The sequence below is a fragment of the Pseudodesulfovibrio sp. lm2024 genome (assembly GCF_051175575.1).
GTDB lineage: Bacteria > Desulfobacterota > Desulfovibrionia > Desulfovibrionales > Desulfovibrionaceae > Pseudodesulfovibrio > Pseudodesulfovibrio caledoniensis.
In genome coordinates this window covers 4,100,429-4,120,802 of record NZ_CP195092.1, presented here as the reverse complement: position 1 = coordinate 4,120,802, position 20,374 = coordinate 4,100,429, and the positions used below count along the sequence as shown (strand labels likewise).

At 66.7% G+C, this 20,374-nt stretch carries 20 protein-coding genes; 6 read left to right on the top strand and 14 right to left on the bottom strand.

All coding sequences use genetic code 11. The annotated features are described in order from the left end of the window. Nucleotides 1-7 precede the first annotated feature (7 nt). Both ACR42D_RS19195 and ACR42D_RS19190 read left to right on the top strand, forming a co-directional pair. Complete coding sequence (locus tag ACR42D_RS19195; RefSeq protein WP_484568395.1) at nt 8-1,105, top strand: efflux RND transporter periplasmic adaptor subunit; 1,098 nt, start codon at nt 8-10, stop codon at nt 1,103-1,105. An 18-nt stretch (nt 1,106-1,123) separates the two neighbouring features. Beyond that, nucleotides 1,124-4,345: an efflux RND transporter permease subunit gene (locus ACR42D_RS19190; RefSeq protein ID WP_484568394.1), complete on the top strand. Its 3,222-nt coding sequence runs from the start codon at nt 1,124-1,126 to the stop codon at nt 4,343-4,345. Between the two features lie 95 nt (nt 4,346-4,440). On the opposite strand, the gene ACR42D_RS19185 is transcribed toward ACR42D_RS19190, so the two are convergent. The 14 genes from ACR42D_RS19185 to phnG form a co-directional block, all read right to left on the bottom strand. After that, a complete protein-coding gene (locus tag ACR42D_RS19185) occupies nt 4,441-4,983 on the bottom strand; it encodes an acyloxyacyl hydrolase (protein WP_484568393.1) in 543 nt (180 codons plus the stop codon). 61 nt (nt 4,984-5,044) lie between these two features. Further along, nucleotides 5,045-5,521 carry a hypothetical protein gene (locus ACR42D_RS19180; RefSeq protein WP_484568392.1) on the bottom strand — a complete coding sequence of 159 codons (477 nt, stop codon included), beginning with the start codon at nt 5,519-5,521 and terminating at the stop codon, nt 5,045-5,047. After that, nucleotides 5,522-6,847, bottom strand: a complete 1,326-nt coding sequence (locus ACR42D_RS19175) for a ChaN family lipoprotein (protein ID WP_484568391.1) — start codon at nt 6,845-6,847, stop codon at nt 5,522-5,524. A gap of 10 nt (nt 6,848-6,857) precedes the next feature. After that, nucleotides 6,858-7,568: a DUF429 domain-containing protein gene (locus tag ACR42D_RS19170; RefSeq protein WP_484568390.1), complete on the bottom strand. Its 711-nt coding sequence runs from the start codon at nt 7,566-7,568 to the stop codon at nt 6,858-6,860. A 526-nt stretch (nt 7,569-8,094) separates the two neighbouring features. After that, a complete protein-coding gene (gene phnE / locus ACR42D_RS19165; RefSeq protein ID WP_484568389.1) occupies nt 8,095-9,198 on the bottom strand; it encodes a phosphonate ABC transporter, permease protein PhnE in 1,104 nt (367 codons plus the stop codon). Between the two features lie 2 nt (nt 9,199-9,200). Continuing rightward, nucleotides 9,201-10,085: a phosphonate ABC transporter substrate-binding protein gene (phnD, locus tag ACR42D_RS19160; RefSeq protein ID WP_484568388.1), complete on the bottom strand. Its 885-nt coding sequence runs from the start codon at nt 10,083-10,085 to the stop codon at nt 9,201-9,203. 74 nt (nt 10,086-10,159) lie between these two features. Continuing rightward, nucleotides 10,160-10,981 (bottom strand): phosphonate ABC transporter ATP-binding protein, encoded by an 822-nt coding sequence (gene phnC, locus ACR42D_RS19155; RefSeq protein WP_484568387.1) that lies wholly within the window; start codon nt 10,979-10,981, stop codon nt 10,160-10,162. Nucleotides 10,982-11,136: 155 nt separating this feature from the next. Further along, complete coding sequence (locus ACR42D_RS19150) at nt 11,137-12,297, bottom strand: alpha-D-ribose 1-methylphosphonate 5-triphosphate diphosphatase (protein WP_484568386.1); 1,161 nt, start codon at nt 12,295-12,297, stop codon at nt 11,137-11,139. A gap of 2 nt (nt 12,298-12,299) precedes the next feature. Further along, the gene (phnL, locus tag ACR42D_RS19145) at nt 12,300-13,007 is read right to left on the bottom strand and encodes a phosphonate C-P lyase system protein PhnL (protein ID WP_484568385.1); all 708 of its coding nucleotides are present in this window, start codon (nt 13,005-13,007) and stop codon (nt 12,300-12,302) included. 8 nt (nt 13,008-13,015) lie between these two features. Beyond that, nucleotides 13,016-13,798 carry a phosphonate C-P lyase system protein PhnK gene (phnK, locus tag ACR42D_RS19140; RefSeq protein WP_484568384.1) on the bottom strand — a complete coding sequence of 261 codons (783 nt, stop codon included), beginning with the start codon at nt 13,796-13,798 and terminating at the stop codon, nt 13,016-13,018. Continuing rightward, the gene (locus ACR42D_RS19135) at nt 13,795-14,736 is read right to left on the bottom strand and encodes an alpha-D-ribose 1-methylphosphonate 5-phosphate C-P-lyase PhnJ (RefSeq protein WP_484568383.1); all 942 of its coding nucleotides are present in this window, start codon (nt 14,734-14,736) and stop codon (nt 13,795-13,797) included. The genes phnK and ACR42D_RS19135 overlap by 4 nt, the downstream gene beginning before the upstream one ends. Next, on the bottom strand, nt 14,733-15,866 hold the full coding sequence (locus tag ACR42D_RS19130; RefSeq protein WP_484568382.1) for a carbon-phosphorus lyase complex subunit: 1,134 nt from the start codon (nt 15,864-15,866) through the stop codon (nt 14,733-14,735). Before ACR42D_RS19130 ends, ACR42D_RS19135 begins: the two co-directional genes overlap by 4 nt. A 1-nt stretch (nt 15,867) precedes the next feature. Continuing rightward, nucleotides 15,868-16,464 carry a phosphonate C-P lyase system protein PhnH gene (phnH, locus tag ACR42D_RS19125; protein WP_484568381.1) on the bottom strand — a complete coding sequence of 199 codons (597 nt, stop codon included), beginning with the start codon at nt 16,462-16,464 and terminating at the stop codon, nt 15,868-15,870. A gap of 9 nt (nt 16,465-16,473) precedes the next feature. Next, nucleotides 16,474-16,953 (bottom strand): phosphonate C-P lyase system protein PhnG, encoded by a 480-nt coding sequence (phnG, locus tag ACR42D_RS19120; protein WP_484568380.1) that lies wholly within the window; start codon nt 16,951-16,953, stop codon nt 16,474-16,476. An 82-nt stretch (nt 16,954-17,035) separates the two neighbouring features. On the opposite strand from phnG, the gene phnF reads away from it, so the two are divergent. From phnF to phnN, 4 genes are all read left to right on the top strand, one after another. Next, nucleotides 17,036-17,755 carry a phosphonate metabolism transcriptional regulator PhnF gene (phnF, locus tag ACR42D_RS19115; protein ID WP_484568379.1) on the top strand — a complete coding sequence of 240 codons (720 nt, stop codon included), beginning with the start codon at nt 17,036-17,038 and terminating at the stop codon, nt 17,753-17,755. A 231-nt stretch (nt 17,756-17,986) separates the two neighbouring features. Further along, nucleotides 17,987-18,628: an LbetaH domain-containing protein gene (locus tag ACR42D_RS19110; protein WP_484568378.1), complete on the top strand. Its 642-nt coding sequence runs from the start codon at nt 17,987-17,989 to the stop codon at nt 18,626-18,628. After that, nucleotides 18,625-19,368 carry a DUF1045 domain-containing protein gene (locus tag ACR42D_RS19105; RefSeq protein WP_484568377.1) on the top strand — a complete coding sequence of 248 codons (744 nt, stop codon included), beginning with the start codon at nt 18,625-18,627 and terminating at the stop codon, nt 19,366-19,368. The genes ACR42D_RS19110 and ACR42D_RS19105 overlap by 4 nt, the downstream gene beginning before the upstream one ends. Then, complete coding sequence (gene phnN, locus ACR42D_RS19100; protein WP_484568376.1) at nt 19,365-19,934, top strand: phosphonate metabolism protein/1,5-bisphosphokinase (PRPP-forming) PhnN; 570 nt, start codon at nt 19,365-19,367, stop codon at nt 19,932-19,934. The genes ACR42D_RS19105 and phnN overlap by 4 nt, the downstream gene beginning before the upstream one ends. Nucleotides 19,935-20,374 lie beyond the last annotated feature (440 nt).

Here is a 20,374-nt window from a genome sequence, read left to right as displayed (position 1 = left end):
GTAGTTCATGAAACGGATTTGCGCATACCTCATCTTTCTGGCCCTGCTGGCGGCCCTGCTGCTCTCCGGCTGCGGCAACGACCGGCTCGGCGAGGCGGGCGACGCCAAGGCCCCGGTGCCGGGCAGCGACCTGGCCGAGGCGGCCCAGGTCGAGGTGCCCACCCCGGTCCCGCCCAAGCCGGTCTCCACCGAGACCTTCACGGTTGAGCCCGCCGACCGGCAGTCCTCCCTGACCGGCTTCACCCGCGCCCGCAACGCCATGAGCCTGGTTGCCGAGGAGTCCGGCCGGGTGGTCAAGGTCCTGGCCGACGTGGGCGACGCCCTGGGGGCCTCCGGGCTGTTCGCCGAACTGGACACCACCTTCATCAAGCTCGACCTGGCCGCCAACCGCGCGGACCAGCAGCGGCTCAAGAGCGACCTGGACTACAAAAAGAAGGAGATGGACCGCTACCAGGCGCTGGTCCGGACCGACACCGCGCCCCAGTCCACCCTGGACTCCAACGTCCGCGCCCACCAGGCCGCCCTGCAACAGCTTCGCGCCAAGCAGGTGGAGGAAGAGGTCCTCCTGGAGCGGCTGAAACGGTTCTCCCTGGTCGGCCCTCCGGGCTGGAAGGTCGTGTCCCGGGACATCGAGCCCGGCGAGTGGGTCACCAAGGGCGAGACCGTGGCCGAGCTCGGGCGTTACGACGTCCTGCTCGTGCCCTTTGCCCTGACCAGCGAGGAGTACCGCGCCCTCAAGGACATGGGCGACGCCGTGACCCTGCGCCTGACCGACCTGGGCGGTACGGTCCGGGCCCGCGTGGCCCGCGTCTCGCCCGGATTCGATCCGGTCACGCGCAAGATCAACGTGGACCTGGAGATCACCGAGGGCGACTTCGAGTTCCGGGGCGGCATCCGCACGGAGTTGGACGTGGTCCTGCCCGACCCCGGCGGGGCAGTGGTTGTGCCCGCGTCCGCGCTGGTCAAGGCGTACGAGGAGTATTTCCTGATGACCCCGGACGGCGATCGCGTCCGCGTGGTCCTGCTCGGCTCGGCGGGCGACGGCCTGCGCCGGGTGTCCGGCCCGGACGTGCGCCCCGGCGACGTCTTCCTGCTCAATCCCTAACCCCCGGCGAGACGAGCCATGCACAATGATTCGCCCACTCAGGCCCTGATCCGGTTCACCCTGGGCCAGAAGGTCTTCGTCAACCTCATGTTCGTCATGCTCATGGTCGTGGGCGTGTTCTGCGTCTTCGACCTGCCGGTGGAGCGCTACCCGGACGTGCGCATGGGCAAGGTGGTCATCTCCGCCTTTCTGCCCGGCGCCAGCCCGGACGAGGTAGAGACCCTGGTCACGCGCAAGATCGAGGACGCGCTCGAGGACCTGGAGAACGTGGAGTTCATCCGCTCCCGCTCCTTCCGCCAGCGCTGCTCCATCATGGTCAAGTTCCTGGACGACACCGATTACGACAAACTGTATGACGAATTGCGTTTCAAGGTGTTGTCCATACAGAATGACCTGCCCGACGATATGGACCCGCCCGACTTCACGGTCATCCGCGTGTCCGAGTGGCTGCCGGTCATGTCCGTGAACCTGCTCGGAGACCGATCCAACCGGTCCCTCAGCCTCATGGCCGACGAGCTCAAGCTGCCGTTGCAGTCCATCCCCGGGGTCAAGGAAGTCCAGATAAACGGCGAGTACACCCGCGAGTTCCACGTGGCCCTGGACCCGGTCAAGATGATGCGCTTCGGGGTCACCTTCGACGAGGTGGGCCAGGCGCTGCAGGGGGCCAACGTGTCGGTCCCGGCGGGTGATTTCATCAGCGATTCCGGCGAGTACGTCATCGTGGTCGACGAGAAGTTCCGGTCCCGCGACGAGGTGGCCGGGACCATAGTGCGGCGCGACCTGGACGGCTCCTTCGTGACCGTGGGCGACGTGTTGAGCTCGGCGGGCATGGATTACCGCGATCCGTTCGTGGTCTCGTCAGTCAACGGCAAGGACGCCGTGTCGGTCAAGGTCCTCAAGTCGCCCGAGGGCAACGCCCTGGATATCGGGGCCGCCGTGGAAAAGGTGGTCGCCGACTACAAGCCCGTGCTCGACAAGGAGGGCGTCCAGGCGGTGGTCACCCAGGATCAGCGCATCAACATCCGCGAGAACATCAATACGCTGGGCTCCAACCTGCTGGTCGGCATCGTCCTGGTCTGCGGCTGCATCTGGCTGTTCATGGGCTTCCGCAACGCCATGCTGACCACCATGGGCGTGCCCTTCTCGTTTCTGGTGACCATGATCATCATGTGGCTGACCAACAACTCCATCAACGAGATCACCCTCTTCTCCTTTGTCCTGGTCAGCGGCATCATCGTGGACGACGCCATCGTGGTGGTCGAGAACATCTACCGCCACGTCCAGGACGGCAAGGGACTGCGCGAGGCCGTGGTGGACGGGGCCAGCGAAGTCTTCCTGCCCGTGGTGGCGGCCACCTCCACCACCGTGGCCGCGTTCATGCCCATGCTGATCATGACCGGGTCCACCGGCGAATTCTTCGCCCTGGTGCCCAAGGCCGTGTCGTTCGCCATCATCGCCTCCCTGATCGAGTGCCTGGCCATCCTGCCCCTGCACTTCCTGGACTGGCCCGGCGCGGACAAGCTCGCCCGGCAGGCCAAGGAGCATCTCCAGGCCCGGGACCCGCGTTTCATGGTCTGGCTGCGAAAGGCGACCGACGCGGTCCTGCGCCGGACCCTGCGCCACCGCTGGAAGACCCTCGGCGTGGTCGTGGTGGCCTTCTTCATGGCCCTGTTCATGCTCGGGGTCTCGGTCACCGGAGTTATGCCGCTGTTGCGCATCAAGTTCTTCCCGGACGAATACACCCTCTACTACGTGTCCATGGAAGGCCCGGTGGGCACGGACGTGTACACGGCCTCGGACAAGGCCAAGGAGGTCTCCCGGACCCTCTTGGCGCTCGGGCCGGGCACCACCAAGGCGTGTTCCGGCCTGGGCGGCATGGACATCAACGAGGACTACGAGAACATCTTCGGCTCCAACCGGGCCATCGTCATCGTGGAGATGCCCCGGCAGGGTGAGCAGGCGTTCGTGGACAACCCGGAAAACGACCCTCAGCTCCTCCTGGACGTCATCCGCGCCAAACTTGAGCCCCTGACCTCGGGCGGCTGGCGTTTTCGCGTCTGGCCCGAACAGGGCGGCCCTCCGGCGGGCAAGGACGTGAACATCCGCGTGCTCGGCCCGGACCAGGATGCCGTCACCGCGTTGAAGGACGACGTCTTCAACTGGATACGGGCCAATAAGAAGCTGTCGCCCTATCTCACGGACCTGGCCACGGACACGGGCACGGACAACCGCGTCTTCCGGTTCATCCCCATCCCGAGCCTGGTGGCCGAGTACGGACTGACCCCGGCCCAGGTGGTCTCCCTGGCGGGCGGCATCCTGGACGGCCGGTTCGTGGGGAAGTTCCGGGCCGCCGACGAGGACGTGGACCTGCGTATGAAGATCGACAAGCGGTTCCTGTCCTCCCCGGAGGACGCCCTGGACATCCCGATCCTGCAGAACGACACCGGACCGGTGCGCGTGGGCGACCTGGCCGAGGTGCGCACCTACCGCGAGCCCGGCCAGCTCAACCGCTTCCAGGGACAGCGGGCCGTGACCCTGACCGCCAACATCCGCGAAGGCGCGCCGGTCAGCGCGCCCAGCGTGGTCCATGACGTCCGGGCGTACTACCGGTCCGTCCAGGACGACTATCCCGGCGCGACCATCAGCTTCGCCGGTGAGTTCGAGTCCACGGGCCGGTCCTTCACCTCGCTGATGTACGCGTTCTGCATCGCCATTCTGGTCATGTACACCATCCTGGCCTGCCAGTTCCAATCCTACGTCCAGCCGGCCATCATCCTGTCCGCCGTGGCGTTCGCCCTGATAGGCGTGGTCTTCGGGACCTTCCTGACTCGCTCCCTGTTTACGGTGAACAGCTTCATCGCCACCGTGGGCGTGGCCGGGGTCGTGGTCAACGACTCACTGGTCCTGCTCGACTTCATCAACCGCCTCTACGCCAAGGGGTATGCGCGCGCCGACGCCATTCGCGAGGCTGTTCGCGTGCGGCTGCGGCCCATCCTGCTGACCACCCTGACCACCACCCTGGGACTGCTGCCCATGGCGCTCGGCATACCCTACTACTCCGTGGTCTGGGGGACCATGGCCACGACCTTCGTCACCGGCCTGTGCGTGGCCACGGCCATGACACTACTGGTCATGCCCATCCTCTGGGACATGGTCGCCCGGCGCAAGGAGCGCAAGGACCGGAAACGGGCCGCCAAACAGGCAACCGGCGCCCCGGAACCGCAGGTCGATGGAGTGTAGAGTAAGTCTAGATTAATTCTAGAAAATGGGGACACAGCTGGGAATAATGAGGATTATCAATCCCGGATAGAGAAAGAACGCCCGGAGGCAGTCCGCTAGAACCGATAACCCAGGCGCAGGCCGAAGTTGTCCATGCCCTCGTTCTCGTTGGCCAGGTAGGCGTTGGACATGTGCTCGAACTGGAGCGAGACGTTGACCTTTTCGGTCAGGTTGTAGCCCACGGCCGCGCCCAGCCGGAACAGGACCGGGGAGCCCAGGGATTTGCGGTCAGGATCGTCGGTGTCGCGGCGGCCGTTGTTCACGGACAGGCCGAGGTTGCCGTCCACGAAGAAGCCGGTGGAGAACACGGGCAGCTCCCAGGTCAGCCCCGCGTAGGCGTGGGAGGTGTTGCCCTCGGTGTTGACGGTGGCACCCAGGTGCGGGCGCGGCGACCAGAGCACTTCCAGGAAGGACGGGGACACGAAGAGCAGCTCGCCGTTGATGTCCGTTCCGGATTCGCGGTGGAAGCTCCAGAAGCTGACGTCGTGGTCGTAGACCCCGCCCCGGATCTCGGACAGGATCTGCCCCTGGGCACGGGCCGGGAGGGCCGTCAGGACCAGGAGCAGCAACAGGGTCGGAACGAAACAGGCTTTGTGCATGGCCGCCATCCTTTTAGGGTTCATACACCCTATATCGGAGGCGGGGAATTGCTGTCAAACGTCAGCGGCAGAAGGCGTCCAGCAACGGCTGCGCCTTGTCCGGCGCGACGCTCACCCACCAGACCAGATCGCCCGAGTGCCAGATGAGATGCGTTTGGCCCATGCCGGAGAACCGGTACACGGCCAGCCCGTTGTGCTCGATCCGCTTGGGGTCCTTGAAGGGCGACTTGGGATTCTCGAACATCTTGTGGACCATGAGCCCGGTCTGGCGGCGGGCCTCTTTCTCCGTGGCCACCCGCGACACCCAGACCTCGGCCGGACGTCCGCCGTCCTGCGCGTAGCGGGCGATGGCGCTGGCTTCGGCCGTGAGCGCCTTGCCGTGCAGCCGGTCCACCTCGGCCTGCGCCTCGGCCCCGGTGATCAGCTGCACCCGTTTGAGCCCGCCCGCGGTTTCGGGCAGCAGCCCGGACAGGTTGTCGGCCAGGGCCGGAACAGCGAAAACAAGCAGACTGCACAGGATCAGACAGGCGCGGCGCATCTATCGGGCCTCCGTTGTCGGGGTTCCGGCGAGCTTGGACTCGGGCTCGGCCTTGGGCCCGGAATCGGCCTCGGGCTCTGGATCAGGCTCTGGTTCGGGAGCGGGTTTTGTCATGGCTTTTTTCCCGGCCTTGGGTCTGCCGAGCCTGCCCAGGTCGGCGGTAAAGGTCTTCCCGCCCCGCAGGACCGTGAAGACCAACGGCTCGTCCGCGTCGTGCACCTTGGTCCCGGCCAAGTGCAGGCTGAACAAGCCCTCCAGCGGGATGCCGGATGCCTCGGTCAGCAGGTCGCCCGGGCGCAGTCCGGCCCGGTCCGCCCTCGAGCCGCGCGATACGGACTCCACCAGGATACCGTCCACCTGGCCGGACAGGACCATGCCCATGCGCGAACGGTAGGTGTCCGGCGAATAGAAGAACACGTCCCCGGCCTCGGAATCGAACTCACCGCCCCGCCACGGCATGATCGTTAGGATGCGCGCCGCCGGGTCGAACCAGCGGATGCGCTTGGCGATGCCCCAGCCGTATTCCACGTGCCCTGCCCCGGCCACCACCAGCACGGGCCAGTCATACTGCCTGCGCAGCCGCACGGCCTGCTCGGCCATCTTGGAGTCCCAGATGGACTGGACCAGATAGAACCGCTCGCGCTCCTGTTCGTCCTTGGCGTCCTTGTTCTTGTGCATGGCCATGACCGCGTTCAGGAACGCGCGCTGGTCCGTGGCGGGCGGCACGATCTCGGCGGGCAGCAGCGCCCGCTCCTCATCGCTCAGCCCATCCAGCCCATCCTTGGATATCTTGCGCACCACTTTCGACGGCACGTTCAGCCCGGCCACGGGCACGCCGTTGCGCTTGGCAATGGCGAAATGGTCGCGGAACAGCCCGAAATCATAGCCCCAGTTCTCGGCCCAATCGAGCTCGTCGGGCAGCCCGTCCAGGCTGACCTGACCCTTGCAGTAATCGTCCAGCTCCTGCTGCCGGTCCACGCCGACCATCTCCAGCCCCAGGGACAACCCGTCGCCGTTGCCGGACAGTCCGTCCAGCAGTGCTTGCTGTACCTTGTGGTCCACCGGGTTGCGGTGCCCCTCGCCGATGAGGATATAGTCGTAACCTCTTGCCATGGCGACGACTTCTTCCAGGCTCAGCGGTTGTCCGTAGTTGGAGATGAACTCGCCCTTCTGGGGCAGGAACGTCACCGGCATGGACGCATCCCCGATGGCGTCGGGCCGCGTCTCGGGCGCGTTCTTCACGCACGCGCCCAGGGCCAGTACCAGGCCCGGCAGGCAGAGCCACAACGCGCCTTTGCGCGCGGTCCGCAGTATATGCTCGATCATGAAAACCTCGTTACTTGTCGAATTCAGCGTACCAGATGGCCATGGGCAGCCCCGCCGCGTCCCGTTCCACCGGATCGGGCAGGGACCGCAATCGCCCTTCGCCCTGCCGTCCGGTCACGGCCAGGATCAGGGCGTCGAACACGTCGTCCCCGGCCACCTTGGAGGCCGGATGCGTACCCCGCACCCGGTCCAGCAATCCGCGCACGTCCGGCACGAACCGCGTCAGAATCTCATACCGCTCCACCACACCGGGCGTGTCCCGCTTGGGATATTTCATGGGCGCTCCGCCAGCCAGCGCAAAGGCCAGCTCCGGATGCGATTCGAACACTTTTTCCACAGTCTCTTTGTTGGCGGCGAAAAATAAATCGACTTCCGCAATCTTCTTCATAATACCCAAGGATTGTTCGGACAAAGACTTACCGGAGGCTTTCCGGTTGATTGCCTTTGCCGTCTCCTTGGACCCGGTGTGGAGGGCCGCACGGGCGGGCGTATTGAACACGCTGCTCCGCCTCGGGCCGAGCCGTTCCCGGAGCAGTTTTTCGGCTCTGCGCTCGGCGTTGTCCGCCAGCCCGATGGGGATGTCCACCAGTACGTTTGCCGCGTCCCGGTGCTCCTCCCACAGGTCCGCGAACGCCGGATAGACGCCCACGTCCCACCGGTCATTGCTCACCCAGGCCGCGCACCAACCAGCCTTGCATCCGTCCACGCCCACGAATTTCATACCAGCACCTATACGCGCCCCCGCCAGCGGTCGCAACCAACTGCAACAGGTCGCACAATGGGAGGGGAATGCCTCCGGCGGCCGGGGCGCTGCCCCGGACCCCGCCAGAGGGGAAACTTTTGGAAAAGTTTCCCCTCTGGACTCCCCTTCAAAACTTTTTGTGTCGCCTGCGGCGAAGGTGCGTGTGCGGGGTGGCGGGGTGTTTTGCGGAGAGGTGGGTAGGGGTTGGCTGGGCGGTGTCCCGAAGTGTTCGCGCCGGAAGGCCATGGTGTTTTGGAGGGCCGTCCGGCGCGAACACTTCGGGACGGTTGCCAACGCCGCGGGCGAGGTTGGCGCGAGCCGTCCAAGCGGTTTCGCGGCGTTTTGGGACTGTTGGAGAAACAGATGTTTTATCGCGCTTTGTCATCCGCGCAGCGGCACAAGAAGTTTCGGAAAGGATGGGGATGGGGGGTCCGGGGGGAAGGGGAAGGAAAAGCCCTTTTCAAAGGGTTTTCCTTCCCCTTCCCCCCGGCCGCCGGAGGCGCGCCTAAACGAACTTTCTACGCAGGATGCCGCAGAGGTAGTCGATGATGGTCACGGAGACGATGACCATGATCATCATGGTGCAGACTTCGCGGTAGAGGTAGCCGTTGATCTTGTCGAACATGAGGAAGCCGATGCCGCCCGCGCCCACGAAGCCGAGGATGGTGGCGGAGCGGACGTTGGATTCGAAGCGCAGCAGGGTATAGCTGACGACGAGCGGCATGATCTGCGGCACGACCGAGAAGGCCATGATCTGGGCCGGGCCAGCGCCCGAGGCGGTGACGGCCTCGACCTGGCCGGGTTCGATCTGTTCGATGGCCTCGGAAAAGACCTTGCCCAGGATGCCGAAGGTGTGGATGGCGAGCGCCAGGACGCCCGCGTAGGGGCCCAGGCCGATGACGGCCACGAAGATGAGGGCCATGACGAACTCGTTGAACCCGCGGCAGAAGTCGAGCACGCGCCGGGCCGCGAACTGGCCGAACCAGCGCACCGCGCGCTGCCAGACGCCGTCGCCCTGGACCATCAGCTCCAGGGTGTTGCTGGCCGCGAACATGGCCATGGGGATGGCCGCGATAAAGGCGATGAGCGTGCCCCAGATGGCGATGGCCACGGTCTCGATGAGCGCCTTGGAGTACTCCATGAGGTGTGGCCAGGCGGTTTCGGGCGGGAAATAGCCGCCGGTCTTCTCGTCCGCGATGCGGTCGTATTCGCTCTGCACGATGCGGTCGCGGTCCGCCGGGGACATGGCCTTCATGCGCGCGTCGGCGCGTTTTTGGGCCTCGCGCTGCATGGTCACCGGGTCGAGCGTCTTGCCGGTGGCGGCGTACTCCGCCTTGACCGCCTGGTAGGACTCCTCAAAGGCGATGATCGCGGGCAATCGCTTGGCCTGGTCCATGGCCGCCTGCTTGTCCGCGTCGTTGAGCTGCCGACCGAAGAGGTACTCGAAGGCGTTCTGGCGCTTGGTGTACAGCTTGAACGGGTCGATGTCCGTGGAGATGTAGGAGGCGACGAGCACGGCCAGGACGATGGCCACCAGGCCCCCCAGGGCGAGCTTCCGGGGGAAGCTCTTCCTGGGAGTGACCTGATCGAGTGTCAGATCATGAGTCATCGTTACTTCTTCTTGGCCAGTTCGGCCTTGAGACGCTTGAGGTAGCGGACCATGTCGTAGTCCTTGTCCGAGGTGTGGCGGTAGCCGCCGTTCTGCAGGATCTGCAGGGCCTCGGGGTCGTCGTTGATCTTGAGCAGGGAACCGGCGATGGCCACCTTCAGGCTCTCGGGCAGGTCCTTGCGCACGGCGATGGGCGCGCCCGGGATCATGTCGGAGCGCTTGATGATGTTGAAGTCCTCCAGGGAGGCGGCGCCCTTCTCGATCATGCGGTCCATGTCGATGTTGTTGGTGGCGGCCACCTGGATGGAGCCGTTCTTGACGGCCAGGATGGACGCGCCGTGGGAGCCGGAGAACCGCACTTCCTTGAAGAACTTCTCGGGGTCGATCTTCATGTCGCGGGCGAAGATGACGTTGGGCACGAGGTAGCCGGAGGTGGAGTTGGGATCGGTGAAGGCGAAGGTCTTGCCCTTGGCCTTGTCCATGTCGGTGATGCCGGAGCCCTTCTTGGTGATGATGATGCCGGTGTAGCCGGGCTGGCCGTCCTTGTTCAGTTCCATGACCACGGCCTCGGCGTTGGCCTTTTCAGCGGCCTCCACGTAGCTCTTGGGGCCGAAGTAGGCCAGGTCGATGTGCTTGTTGGCCATGGCGGTGATGATGCCGTTGTAGTCCGAGGCGGTGAAGACCTCGACCTTGACGCCGAGGTCCTTTTCCAGTTCGGCGGCGATGGGCTTGGCGCGCTTGGCGGAGTCGGCCGCGCCTTCGGTGGGGATGAAGCCGAGCTTCAGGGTCGTGGGCCACTGGGCGGGGCCGGCGAAGGCCAGGCCGGGCAGGGCCACGGTCAGCACCAGGGCCGCCGTCATGAGCACTTTGGACAGTTTCGAGAACATGGGGGAATCTCCTGTGGTTGTTGAGGTTGACGCAGTACTTGCCGATCGGCGGCCGGTTCGCTGCCGGGTATGGATCAGGCGGCGGAGAGCTCTTCCAGGGCCTCTTCCGCCTTGTCGCCGTAGATGCACGACACGGTCTCGGCGTCCAGGTCGCGGGCCGTGCCGTCAAAGATCAGTTCGCCTTTGGACATGCCCAGGATGCGCTTGCCGTAGCGCTGGGCGAAATCGATGTGGTGCAGGTTCACGAGCACCGGGATGCCCTTGTCCTCGTGGATCTTGGCTAGGATCTGCATGACCGTTTCCGAGCTGCGCGGGTCGAGGCTGGCGATGGGCTCGTCGGCCAGGAAGACCTCGGGCTCCTGGGCCAGGGCGCGGGCGATGGCCACGCGCTGCTGCTGGCCGCCGGACAGGGCGTCGGCCCGGCGGAAGGCCAGGTCCCCGATGCCCACCTGCCGCAGGCAGTCGAAGGCGAACTCGCGCTCGGCCCTGGAGAACTGGCGGAACATGGACAGGCAGCGCTTGACCGGGTGGGCGTTGAAGCGCAGCCGCCCGACCAGCACGTTCTCGATCACGGTCAGGCGGCGGACCAGGTTGAACTGCTGAAAGATCATGCCTACGCGGCGGCGCACCTGGCGCAGCTGGCCGCCGTTGACCCGGGTGACGTCCTCGCCGAACAGGGCGATGGACCCCTGGGTCGGGCGGATGAGCCGGTTCATGCAGCGCAGCAGCGTGGACTTGCCCGCCCCGGACAGGCCGATGATGACGCAGAAGTCGTCCGCGTTGACGGTCACGGACACGTCTTTCAGGGCCACGGTGCCGTTGGGGTAGACCTTGCTCAGCCCCTTGGCCCGGATGGCCTCGCGGTGCTGGCGGTTGCGGATATCGATGGATTTCATGAAAGCCTCCCGACTCGTTCTTTTGGATAGGTACGGGGGAGGCGCGGCCCTGCGGCTACGGCTTCCCTCACCGTGAACGGTCTACACAGCCCCTGCAACAGGGGTATGGTGACCGGGTGACGGTTTGACGAAATCGTCGCTTGCGGTTGTCACATTCAGGCCGCGTTTTTGGCTGGTATTTCAAACGGTCCGGAACATCCGACCGCCCAGGTTTGTAACACGGCGGGCACGCCTTCGATCTCGCGTACACGGACCAGGTCCGCGCGCAGGCCGCAACCGATGGCCCCCCGGTCGGCCAACCCCACGGCCTGCGCCGGGTTGGCGCTGATCCGGGCCACGGCCTCGGGCAGGGAGAAGTCCAGATGGCGGTGCAGGGCGAACGCCCCGGCAACCAGGCTGCCGGGCACGTAGTCCGAGGAGATGATGTCGAGCAGACCCGCTTCGGCCAGTTCGCGGGCCGAGACGTTGCCCGAGTGGGACGCGCCGCGCACCAGGTTGGGCCCGCCCATGACGATGCGGATGCCCGCTTCGCGGGCCAGGCGGGCGGCCTCCAGGGTGGTCGGAAACTCGGAAATGGCCATGCCCTCGGCCACGGCCTGGGTGATGTGCTCGGCCAGGGTGTCGTCGTGGCTGGCCATGGGCAGACCCCGTTCGCGGCACAGGGAGACGATGCGTTCGCGGTTGTCGGCCGCGCACGCCTGCTGGGTGGCGCGCAGCCGCTGTTCGATCTCGGCGAATTCCTCGTCGCTCCAGCCCTTCTTGTAGTATTTGCGGTACTTGTCCGTGTCCGTGAACTGCCGCTGTCCCGGAGTGTGGTCCATGAGCGAAACGAGCATGAGGACCGGGTCGTCGATGTGCGGCAGGAGCATGTCCATGACCTTGGGGTCGGAAAATTCGCAGCGCAGGTGCAGCCGGTGGTCCGCCTTGAGCACCCCGGTGGCTCGCGCCCGGGAAAGCGCCCGCAGGGACATGCGCATCATCTCCGAGCGGTTGGGGCCGTCGTGGTACTCGCCCAGCGAGACCGCGTCGAGGACCGTGGTTACGCCCGCGCCCGCCATGGTGTTGTCGTGGGCCAGGACCGCGCCGATGGGGTCGGGCCAGAACACGCCCGGCCTGGGCTCCAGCTCCTGCTCCAGGTTGTCGGTGTGCAGCTCCACGAAGCCGGGCAGGAGGTAGTCGTTTTCCAGGTCCAGCGCGTTGGTCGCGTGGCACGGCCCCGGCTCGATGGCCTGGATGACCCCGTCCGTAATCTTGACCGAGCCGGTGAGGATCTCGTCGCGCAGGACGATGCGCGCGTTCTTGATGATGCGGTCCATAACTATGCGGCCTCCTTGAAGCTGCGCATTTCGAACAGTCTGTCGGCCACCAGGTCGCGCACTTCCTCGTCGTGGAAGATGCCGACCACGGCCGTGCCCCGTGCCTTGGCCTCGTTGATCAGGGAGACCACCACCCGCCGGTTTTCGGCGTCCAGGGAGGCGGTGGGCTCGTCGAGCAACAGGACCGGGTATTCCACGCTGAAGCCGCGCGCAATGTTGACCCGCTGTTGCTCGCCGCCCGAGAAGGTGGCCGGGGGCAGGGACCACAGGGCGGACGGGATGTTCAGCCGTTTGAGCAGGAAGGCGGCCCGGTCGCGGGCCTCCTTGAGGCCGCCGGTCAGCGTCACCAGGGGCTCGGCCACCACATCCAGGGCCGGTACGCGGGGCACCACGCGCAGGAACTGGCTGACATAGCCCATGGTCCGCTTGCGGATGTCCAGGACCTGCCTGGGGGTGGCGGAGGTGATATCGACCATCTCGCCCTCGTGGCGGATGGCCACGGACCCGCGCTGCGGCCGGTAGTTGCCGTACAGCGAGCAGATGAGCGAGGACTTGCCCGCGCCCGATGCTCCGGCCAGGGCCACGCACTCGCCCGCGTCCACGTCGAGGGTCAGCCCGGAGAAGACCGGGATGACCGTGCCGCCCTGGGTGTGCAGGGTGAAGGTCTTGTCCAGGCCGCGAACGGAAATCATGGTGTTGTCGTTGGACATGTGCGCTCCTAGGCCTGCAGGATCGAGGAGACCAGCAGCTGGGTGTAGGGGTGTTGGGGATCGTCCAGGACCTGGTCGGTCAGCCCGGTCTCGACCACCTCGCCGCGCTGCATGACCATCAGCCGGTGGGCCAGCAGACGGGCCACGGCCAGGTCGTGGGTAACGATGATGACCGACAATCCGAGCCGGGAGACCAGGTTGCGCAACAGGTCCAGCAGCTTGGCCTGCACGGACACGTCCAGGCCGCCGGTGGGCTCGTCCATGAACACGATCCTCGGGTTGGTGATCAGGTTGCAGGCGATCTGCAGCCGCTGCTGCATGCCGCCGGAAAAGGTCTTGGGGAAATGGTCGATGCGTCCGGCCTCGATCTCCACCTCGGCCAGCCACTTGAGCGCCTCGGCGCGGATGTTTCCGTAGTGGCGCGCGCCGATGGACATCAGCCGCTCGCCCAGGTTGGCCCCGGCCGTGACGCCCAGCCTGAGCCCGTCGCGCGGGTTCTGGTGGACCACGCCGAGCTCGGTGCGCAACAGCTTGCGCCGCACGGGCTCGGCGCAGCCGTGCACGTCGATGTCGCCGAACTCGCGCGACGCGTAGCCGACGTTGCCCGAGGTCGGTTCGAGCCTGCCGGACAGGCAGGCGAGCAGGGTGGACTTGCCCGAGCCGGACTCGCCCACGATGCCCATGACCTCGCCGGGCCAGAGGTCGAAGGAGATGTCCCGGCAGCCGATCATCTCGCCGTATTTCTTGGTGACGTTGCGCACGCGGATCATGGGTTGCGGTAGGGTCGTCATTGGTTTTCGTCCTGTTTGTCCGGCGTTGCGCCCGTCAGTTCCGAGAGTTCCTCGCGTCCGGCCATGGGTCCGGCGTGCCCCTGGCTGCGCCGGGTGGCGCAGTAGTCCGTGTCCGAGCAGACGAACATGCGCTCGCCCGCGTCGTTGAGGATGACCTCGTCCAGGTAGCTGTCCGTGGCCCCGCACAGGGCGCAGCAGCCGTCCCAGGTCTCCACCTCGAAGGGGTAGTCCTTGAAATCCAGGCTCTTGACCTCGGTGTAGGGCGGGATGGCGTAGATGCGCTTCTCGCGGCCCGCGCCGAAGACGTGCAGGGCCGGGGAGTCGTCGAGCTTGGGGTTGTCGAATTTGGGGATGGGCGACGGGCTCATGATGTACCGTCCGTTGACCTTGACCGGGTACATGTAGTTGGTGGCGATGCGCCCGTGCCGGGCGATGTCCTCGTAGAGCTGGACGTGCATGACCCCGTACTCCTCCAGCGCGTGCATGGTCCGCGTCTCGGTCTCGCGCGGCTCCACCCAGCGCAGGGGCTCGGGGATGGGCACCTGGTAGACCATGATCTGGCCGTCCGTGAGCGGGGTTTCCGGGATGCGGTGGCGGGTCTGGATGACCGTGGCCTCACCGGTCCGCTCGGTGGTCTTCACCCCGGTGACCTTGGCGAAGAACTTGCGGATGGAGACCGCGTTGGTGGTGTCGTCCGCGCCCTGGTCGATGACCTTGAAGACGTCGTCCGGGCCGAGGATGGAGGCGGACAGCTGGATGCCGCCCGTGCCCCAGCCGTAAGGCATGGGCATCTCGCGCCCGGCAAAGGGCACCTGGTAGCCGGGGATGGCCACGGCCTTGAGGATGGCCCGGCGGATCATCCGCTTGGTCTGCTCGTTCAAATAACCGTAGTTGTAGCCCGCCTCCACGGCGGGAGGGGTTTGCGTCGCGGCGGTCATGCGGCCTCCTCGGTCTCGGCCTTGGCTTCGGCCCGTTTGAGGATCTCGGCCCGCATCGCCCGGACCATGACCAGGTCGGCCTGGAAGTCCACGTAGTGCGGCAGCTTGAGGTGCTGGACGAATCCCTGGGCCTCCACGTTGTCGCTGTGGGACAGGACGAATTCCTCATCCCGGGACGGGGCGTCGATGTCTTCGCCGAGCTCGCGGGCCTGGAGGGAGCGGTCCACCAGGGACATGGCCATGGCCTTGCGTTCGTTGTAGCCGAAGGACAGGCCGTAGCCGCGCGTGAACCGGGGCAGCTCGTCCTTGGACCCCTTGAAGCTGGTGACCATCTCACACTCGGACACGGTGATGTCGCCGATCTCCACCTCGAAGCCGAGTTCGTCCGGGAGGATCGACACGGCCACCTCGCCCATGCGGATCTCGCCCGCAAAGGGATGGTTGTCGCCGAACCCGCGCTGGCTGGAATAGCCCAGCGCCAGCAGGAATCCCTCGTCCCCGCGCGCCAGGTTCTGCAGACGCACGTCGCGGGCGGCCGGATAGGTCAGCGGGTCGCGGGTTATGTCGCCCACGGGGCGCGCTCCGTCTTTATCGTCCCCATCGCCGGTCCGGTCCACCAGCCCCTCCTTGGCCAGCAGGTCCATGACCCTGGACAGGGGCGGCCCGGCTTGATCCGGGCTTTGCTCCGGGACCGGGACCGTGGCCGTCGGTTCAAGGCGGCTCTCGGCGGCCAGGGCGAAGTCCAGGAGCCGGTGGGTGTAGTCGAAGGTCGGTCCGAGGACCTGGCCTCCGGGGATGTCCTTGAAGGTCGCGGAGATGCGGCGCCGGACCTCCATGGCCGTGGTGTCCACGGGCTGGGAGTCGTACAGCCTGGGCAGGGTCGTGCGGTAGGCCCGCAAGAGAAAGGTCGCCTCCACCAGGTCGCCGCGCGCCTGCTTCACGGCCAGGGCCGCGAGCCAGGGGTCGTACAACGCGCCCTCGCTCATGACCCGGTCCACGGCCAGGCGCATCTGTTGAAGAATCTGTTCCACGGTCAGTTCCGGGACGCTTGGCTCGCCCCGCCGCTCCTCGGCCATGAGCCGATGGGCGTTCTCGATGGCCTGTTCGCCACCCTTGACGGCTACGTACACGTTAAATACCCACCTGGATCGTCCTCGGCAGGGAGACGATCTCCGTTTGAGTTGCCAGAATGACGTCGAATCCCAGGGGGAAGCGCCGTCCGTTGCGCTGCAGCGACCGCCAGAAGTCCGGGTTGAGCCCGTCCACGTGCAGCCGGGTCTCGCCGTTGATGCCCGGGCCGGACAACGGCACGCCCCGGCCCACGTTCAGGGCCTTGACCTGGATGATCAGGGTGGCCGAGCGGTCCGGGTATTCCAGGTCGCCGGGGTGGAACAGGCCGAGGTCCGGCAGTTCCTGCCCGTCGAGGATCAGCCCGAAGGCCGCGTTCTCCGGCTTGCGGCAGACGGTGCAGCCGCAGTGGAAGCGCAGGTAGGTCTGGATATCCAGCGGCCCGGATGGACCGATCCACAGGGGCGTGTCCATGTCCACCAGGGCCAGGCAGACCGCGGCCGCGGCCGGGTGCAGCCCCTTGGGCGGCTGGGGCCAGTTGCCGAGCACGGTGACCGTGCCCGGATGGGACATGGTCAGGAGTATGGCCCGGAATATGCGCTGGTTTTCAAGGGCCGGTTCGCGCGGCTCCCTGGCCGCGTCCATGGCGTGTCCTTGCATGGGTTCCCCCTAGTCTTGGCCGCGGACCATGGTGAAGAAGTTCACCCTGGTGGCCGCGGTTTTGGCTGCCCGCTCGCGGCGTCCCTTCGCAAGGGAGGCCGACAGCGGTTCGATGACGGCCCGGTGCAGGGCGGGGCCGGATTCAGGGTCCTGGAGCAGCGCGTCGAACAGCGCCGCCAGTTCGGCGTGCCGTGCGTCGCGCCCGGCCACGAAGCCGTGGCCCACGCTGCCGTCCGCAAGGCGGACCGAGCAGCGGCACATGGTCATCTCGCCGAGATTGAACCGCTGCCCGCGCGCCTCGGCCCTGGCGCGGACCATGGTCATGCCCACCTCGGGCGGGCGCAGGTGCTCGTAACGGGGTTCGGGGTCGAGCCGGGCGTAGGCCGCCTCCAGGCTCTCGGTGCCGGTCCGGGCGAGGACCCCCATCCATTCCTTTCTGGCTCGGGTTTGCCGGTCCATGGGGGCCTTCATGTCACTATCGGGTTTCATTTGTGTGAAATCCTCACAGGTTGTCTAGACAACCGACGGAGCCTGTGCTCTGCCGGTCGGAAAAAAGAATCGAGGTGCGTTCATGCTCACGCGCGGAAACGGGATCGCCCTGTGGCGGCAGATCCATGCCCGACTGGAGGCGGCCATCGCGTCCGGACGGTTCGGTCCGGGCGACCGGCTGCCGTCGGAACACAGCCTGTCCGTGGAGTTCCAGGTCAACCGCCACACCATCCGTCGCGCTCTGTCCGTGCTCGAGGAGGACGGACGTATCCGCGTGGAACAGGGGCGCGGCTCCTTCGTGCGCGAACCGGTCATCCACTATCCGGTCAGCCGCCGCACCCGGTTCAGCGAGAACCTGTCCCGCCAGCGGCGCACGCCGGGCAACGTCCTGCTCGCGGCCGTGGACGCCGAGGCCGACCCGCAGGTGGCCGAGGCCCTGGCCATCGAGCCGGGCGAGGTGGTCACGCGGATCACCAGCGCGGGCGAGGCGGACGGCAGGCGCATCAGCTATTCCACCGCCTTTTTCCCCAAGGCCCTGTTTCCGGGCATGGTCCGCGTCTACCGCGAACTCAAGTCCGTGACCCGGACGCTGGAGCACTTCGGGGTGACCGACTACTCGCGCAGGCAGACCCGGATCACCGCCCGCATGCCGACCTCCGAGGAGGCCCGGGAACTGGGCCAGCCCAGGAACCGCCCGGTGCTCGTGACCGAGAGCGTCAACGTGGACGAGACCGGCGTGCCCGTGGAGTTCGGGGTCTGCCTGTTCGCCAGCGACTGGGTGCAGATTCTGGTGGAGCCGTGATCGGGCCGTGCGCATGGTTCCGCGTTCCGGGTTTGTCCGGCCCGGGGTTCGGGCCGCGTTCGGGAACGTGGTAGGACAAGGGCGGGCGGGGCACACTAGACAAGTCCCCCACTTGTCCGCTTTGGGAAGGGATTTCAACTTGTTGTAACCTGACCGTCATCTTCGTCGCGGAAATGATGCGCTTCCGTGCTTTTCCAAACCGGGCGCATTTGTCAGTCAAAGGCCATGAACATGCACCCGCACCCCCGGGGGGACGTCCGGCTCGGCCCGGAACCCTCGGTCCATCCCATGGCGGAGGTCCGTGACAGCTCGCTCGGCCGCTACACCGAGGTCCTGGAAGACTGTCTGATGCTCGAATCCAGCCTGGGCGACTATGCCTACCTCAGCTCCGGCTGCGACGTGGCCTATGCCGACATCGGCAAGTTCGCGTCCATCGCCTCGGACGTGCGCATCGGGCCGACCAACCACCCCATGTGGCGGGCGTCCCAGCACCACTTCACCTACCGCAGCGCCCGCTACGGCTTCGGCCCGGACGACGACTCGGTCTTCGAGTGGCGGCGCGCCCAGCGCACGCGCATCGGCTGCGACGTCTGGATCGGCCACGGGGCCGTGGTCCTGCCCGGCGTGAACGTGGGGCACGGCGCGGTCATCGGGGCCGGGGCCGTGGTCTCGAAGGATGTGCCGCCCTACGCCATCGTTGGCGGCGTCCCGGCCCGGATAATCCGCGAGCGGTTCCCGGCCGAGGTGCGCCAGCGCCTCCTGCGCCTGGCCTGGTGGGACTGGCCCCACGACTATCTGGGCAAGGCGCTGCCAGACTTCCGCGAGCTGGATATCGAGGCGTTCCTGGACAAGTACGAGGGCGCGGCCCTATGAACGGTGCCATGAACGCTCCCGAGAACCGGCAGACCCACGGACGCTACGGCGTGTACTACGCCCCGGAACAAGGCGGCGCATTCGACCGCTTCGGCGCGGCCTGGCTCGGCCGGGACAACGAGACCGGCCATCCCGTGCGTCTTGCCCTGCCGGACGGTTTGTCCCCGGACGAATGGCGCGCGGCCACCGAGTCGCCCCGCCGCTACGGCTTTCACGGCACGCTCATGCCGCCCTTCACGCCCCTGCCCGGCGTAAGCGAGGCCGGGATCATCGACCGGCTGGAGGCCTTGGCCGCGTCCCTGGACCCGTTCGACCTGGCCCCCCTGTCCGTGCGCGCCATAGGCTCGTTCCTGGCCCTGGTCCCGGCCGGGCAGGTCCGGTTGGGCGAGGTGGCCGAAGCGTGCCTGCGGGCCATGACCCCTCTGCGCGTCCCGGCCACCCCCGAGGAGAACGCGGCCCGCCGGACCCCGAATCTGACCCCGGCCCAGGACCGCCTGCTCGACGAGTGGGGCTATCCCTACGTGCTTTCCGAATTCCGCTTCCACATCACCCTGACCGGCCGCGTCGAGGACCCGGACCGGCGCGGGCGGCTTGCGGACATCCTGTCCGGCCTGGCCGCGCCCGTCACCGGCCGTGCCCGTCCGGTCCGCGAACTCTGCCTCTTCCACCAGCCGGACCGGTCGACTCCGTTCCGGCTGATCCACCGGGCCCGGCTCGGCAACCCCAAGGAGAATTCATGATCCCCGGCAACCTGATCTACGTCATCGGTCCTTCCGGCTGCGGCAAGGACTCCATCATGCTCTACGCCCGCAAGCACTGTCCCGGCAGCGAGGCGGCCTTTGCACACCGCTACATCACCCGCCCGGCCGACGCCGGGGGCGAGAACCACGTGGCCCTGCTGCCCGACGAGTACCGCGCCCGCCTGGACCTCGGGCTGTTCGCCCTCGCCTGGGACAGCCACGGCAACCGCTACGGCGTGGGCCTCGAGATCGACGCCTGGCTGGAGGCGGGCCTCAACGTGGTGGTCAACGGCTCGCGCGCCTACCTGCCCGAGGCCGCCCGCCGCTACCCGGATCTCGTCCCGGTGCTGGTCACCCTGGACCGGGACATCCTGCGCCAGCGCCTCATCCTGCGCGGCCGCGAGACGCCCGATGAGATCGAGGGCCGTTTGCAGCGCGCCGGGGACTACGCGGTCAGCCACCCGGCCCTGCGGACCATCGACAACAGCGGGGAGCTGGCCGAGGCCGGACGCGCCCTGCTCGACCTGGCCCGCAGACGTCCGCCCCGCATGCGCCGGGCGGTCTGAACCGCGCCCCGGGGCGGCGCCAGGAGCCCCGCCTTGACTATCTCGCGATAGTCGCTATAGTTGGCATGGTCGAAAGGCACCCCCCTTGCTCCGCTCCATGATGGACACCCCGGCTCCGGCCGAATCGTCCCGGGAACAGGTTCAAGCGGGGAGGAACACAGGCAAATAATCCCGGTTCGGCAAAAGGGCCGGGAGAAGGCGCAACCGCCGCATCGCCTGTTCGCTTCCACGCCGAATTCGACGGCATGGTCGAATCCATGTAATCCGGTCAAGGGCAGCTTGCCCGCCGAACACCCCCGGTTTCACGCAATCCCGCATGTGGATGTCTCCACCCCTCCTCACGGGGACGGACGTCTGCGGCACCGACAAGGAACACGCCGTCCGGCCCGATAGTTCGGGCATCGGCCAAAGGGACGCATCCGATTTATTCAACCGGCGTC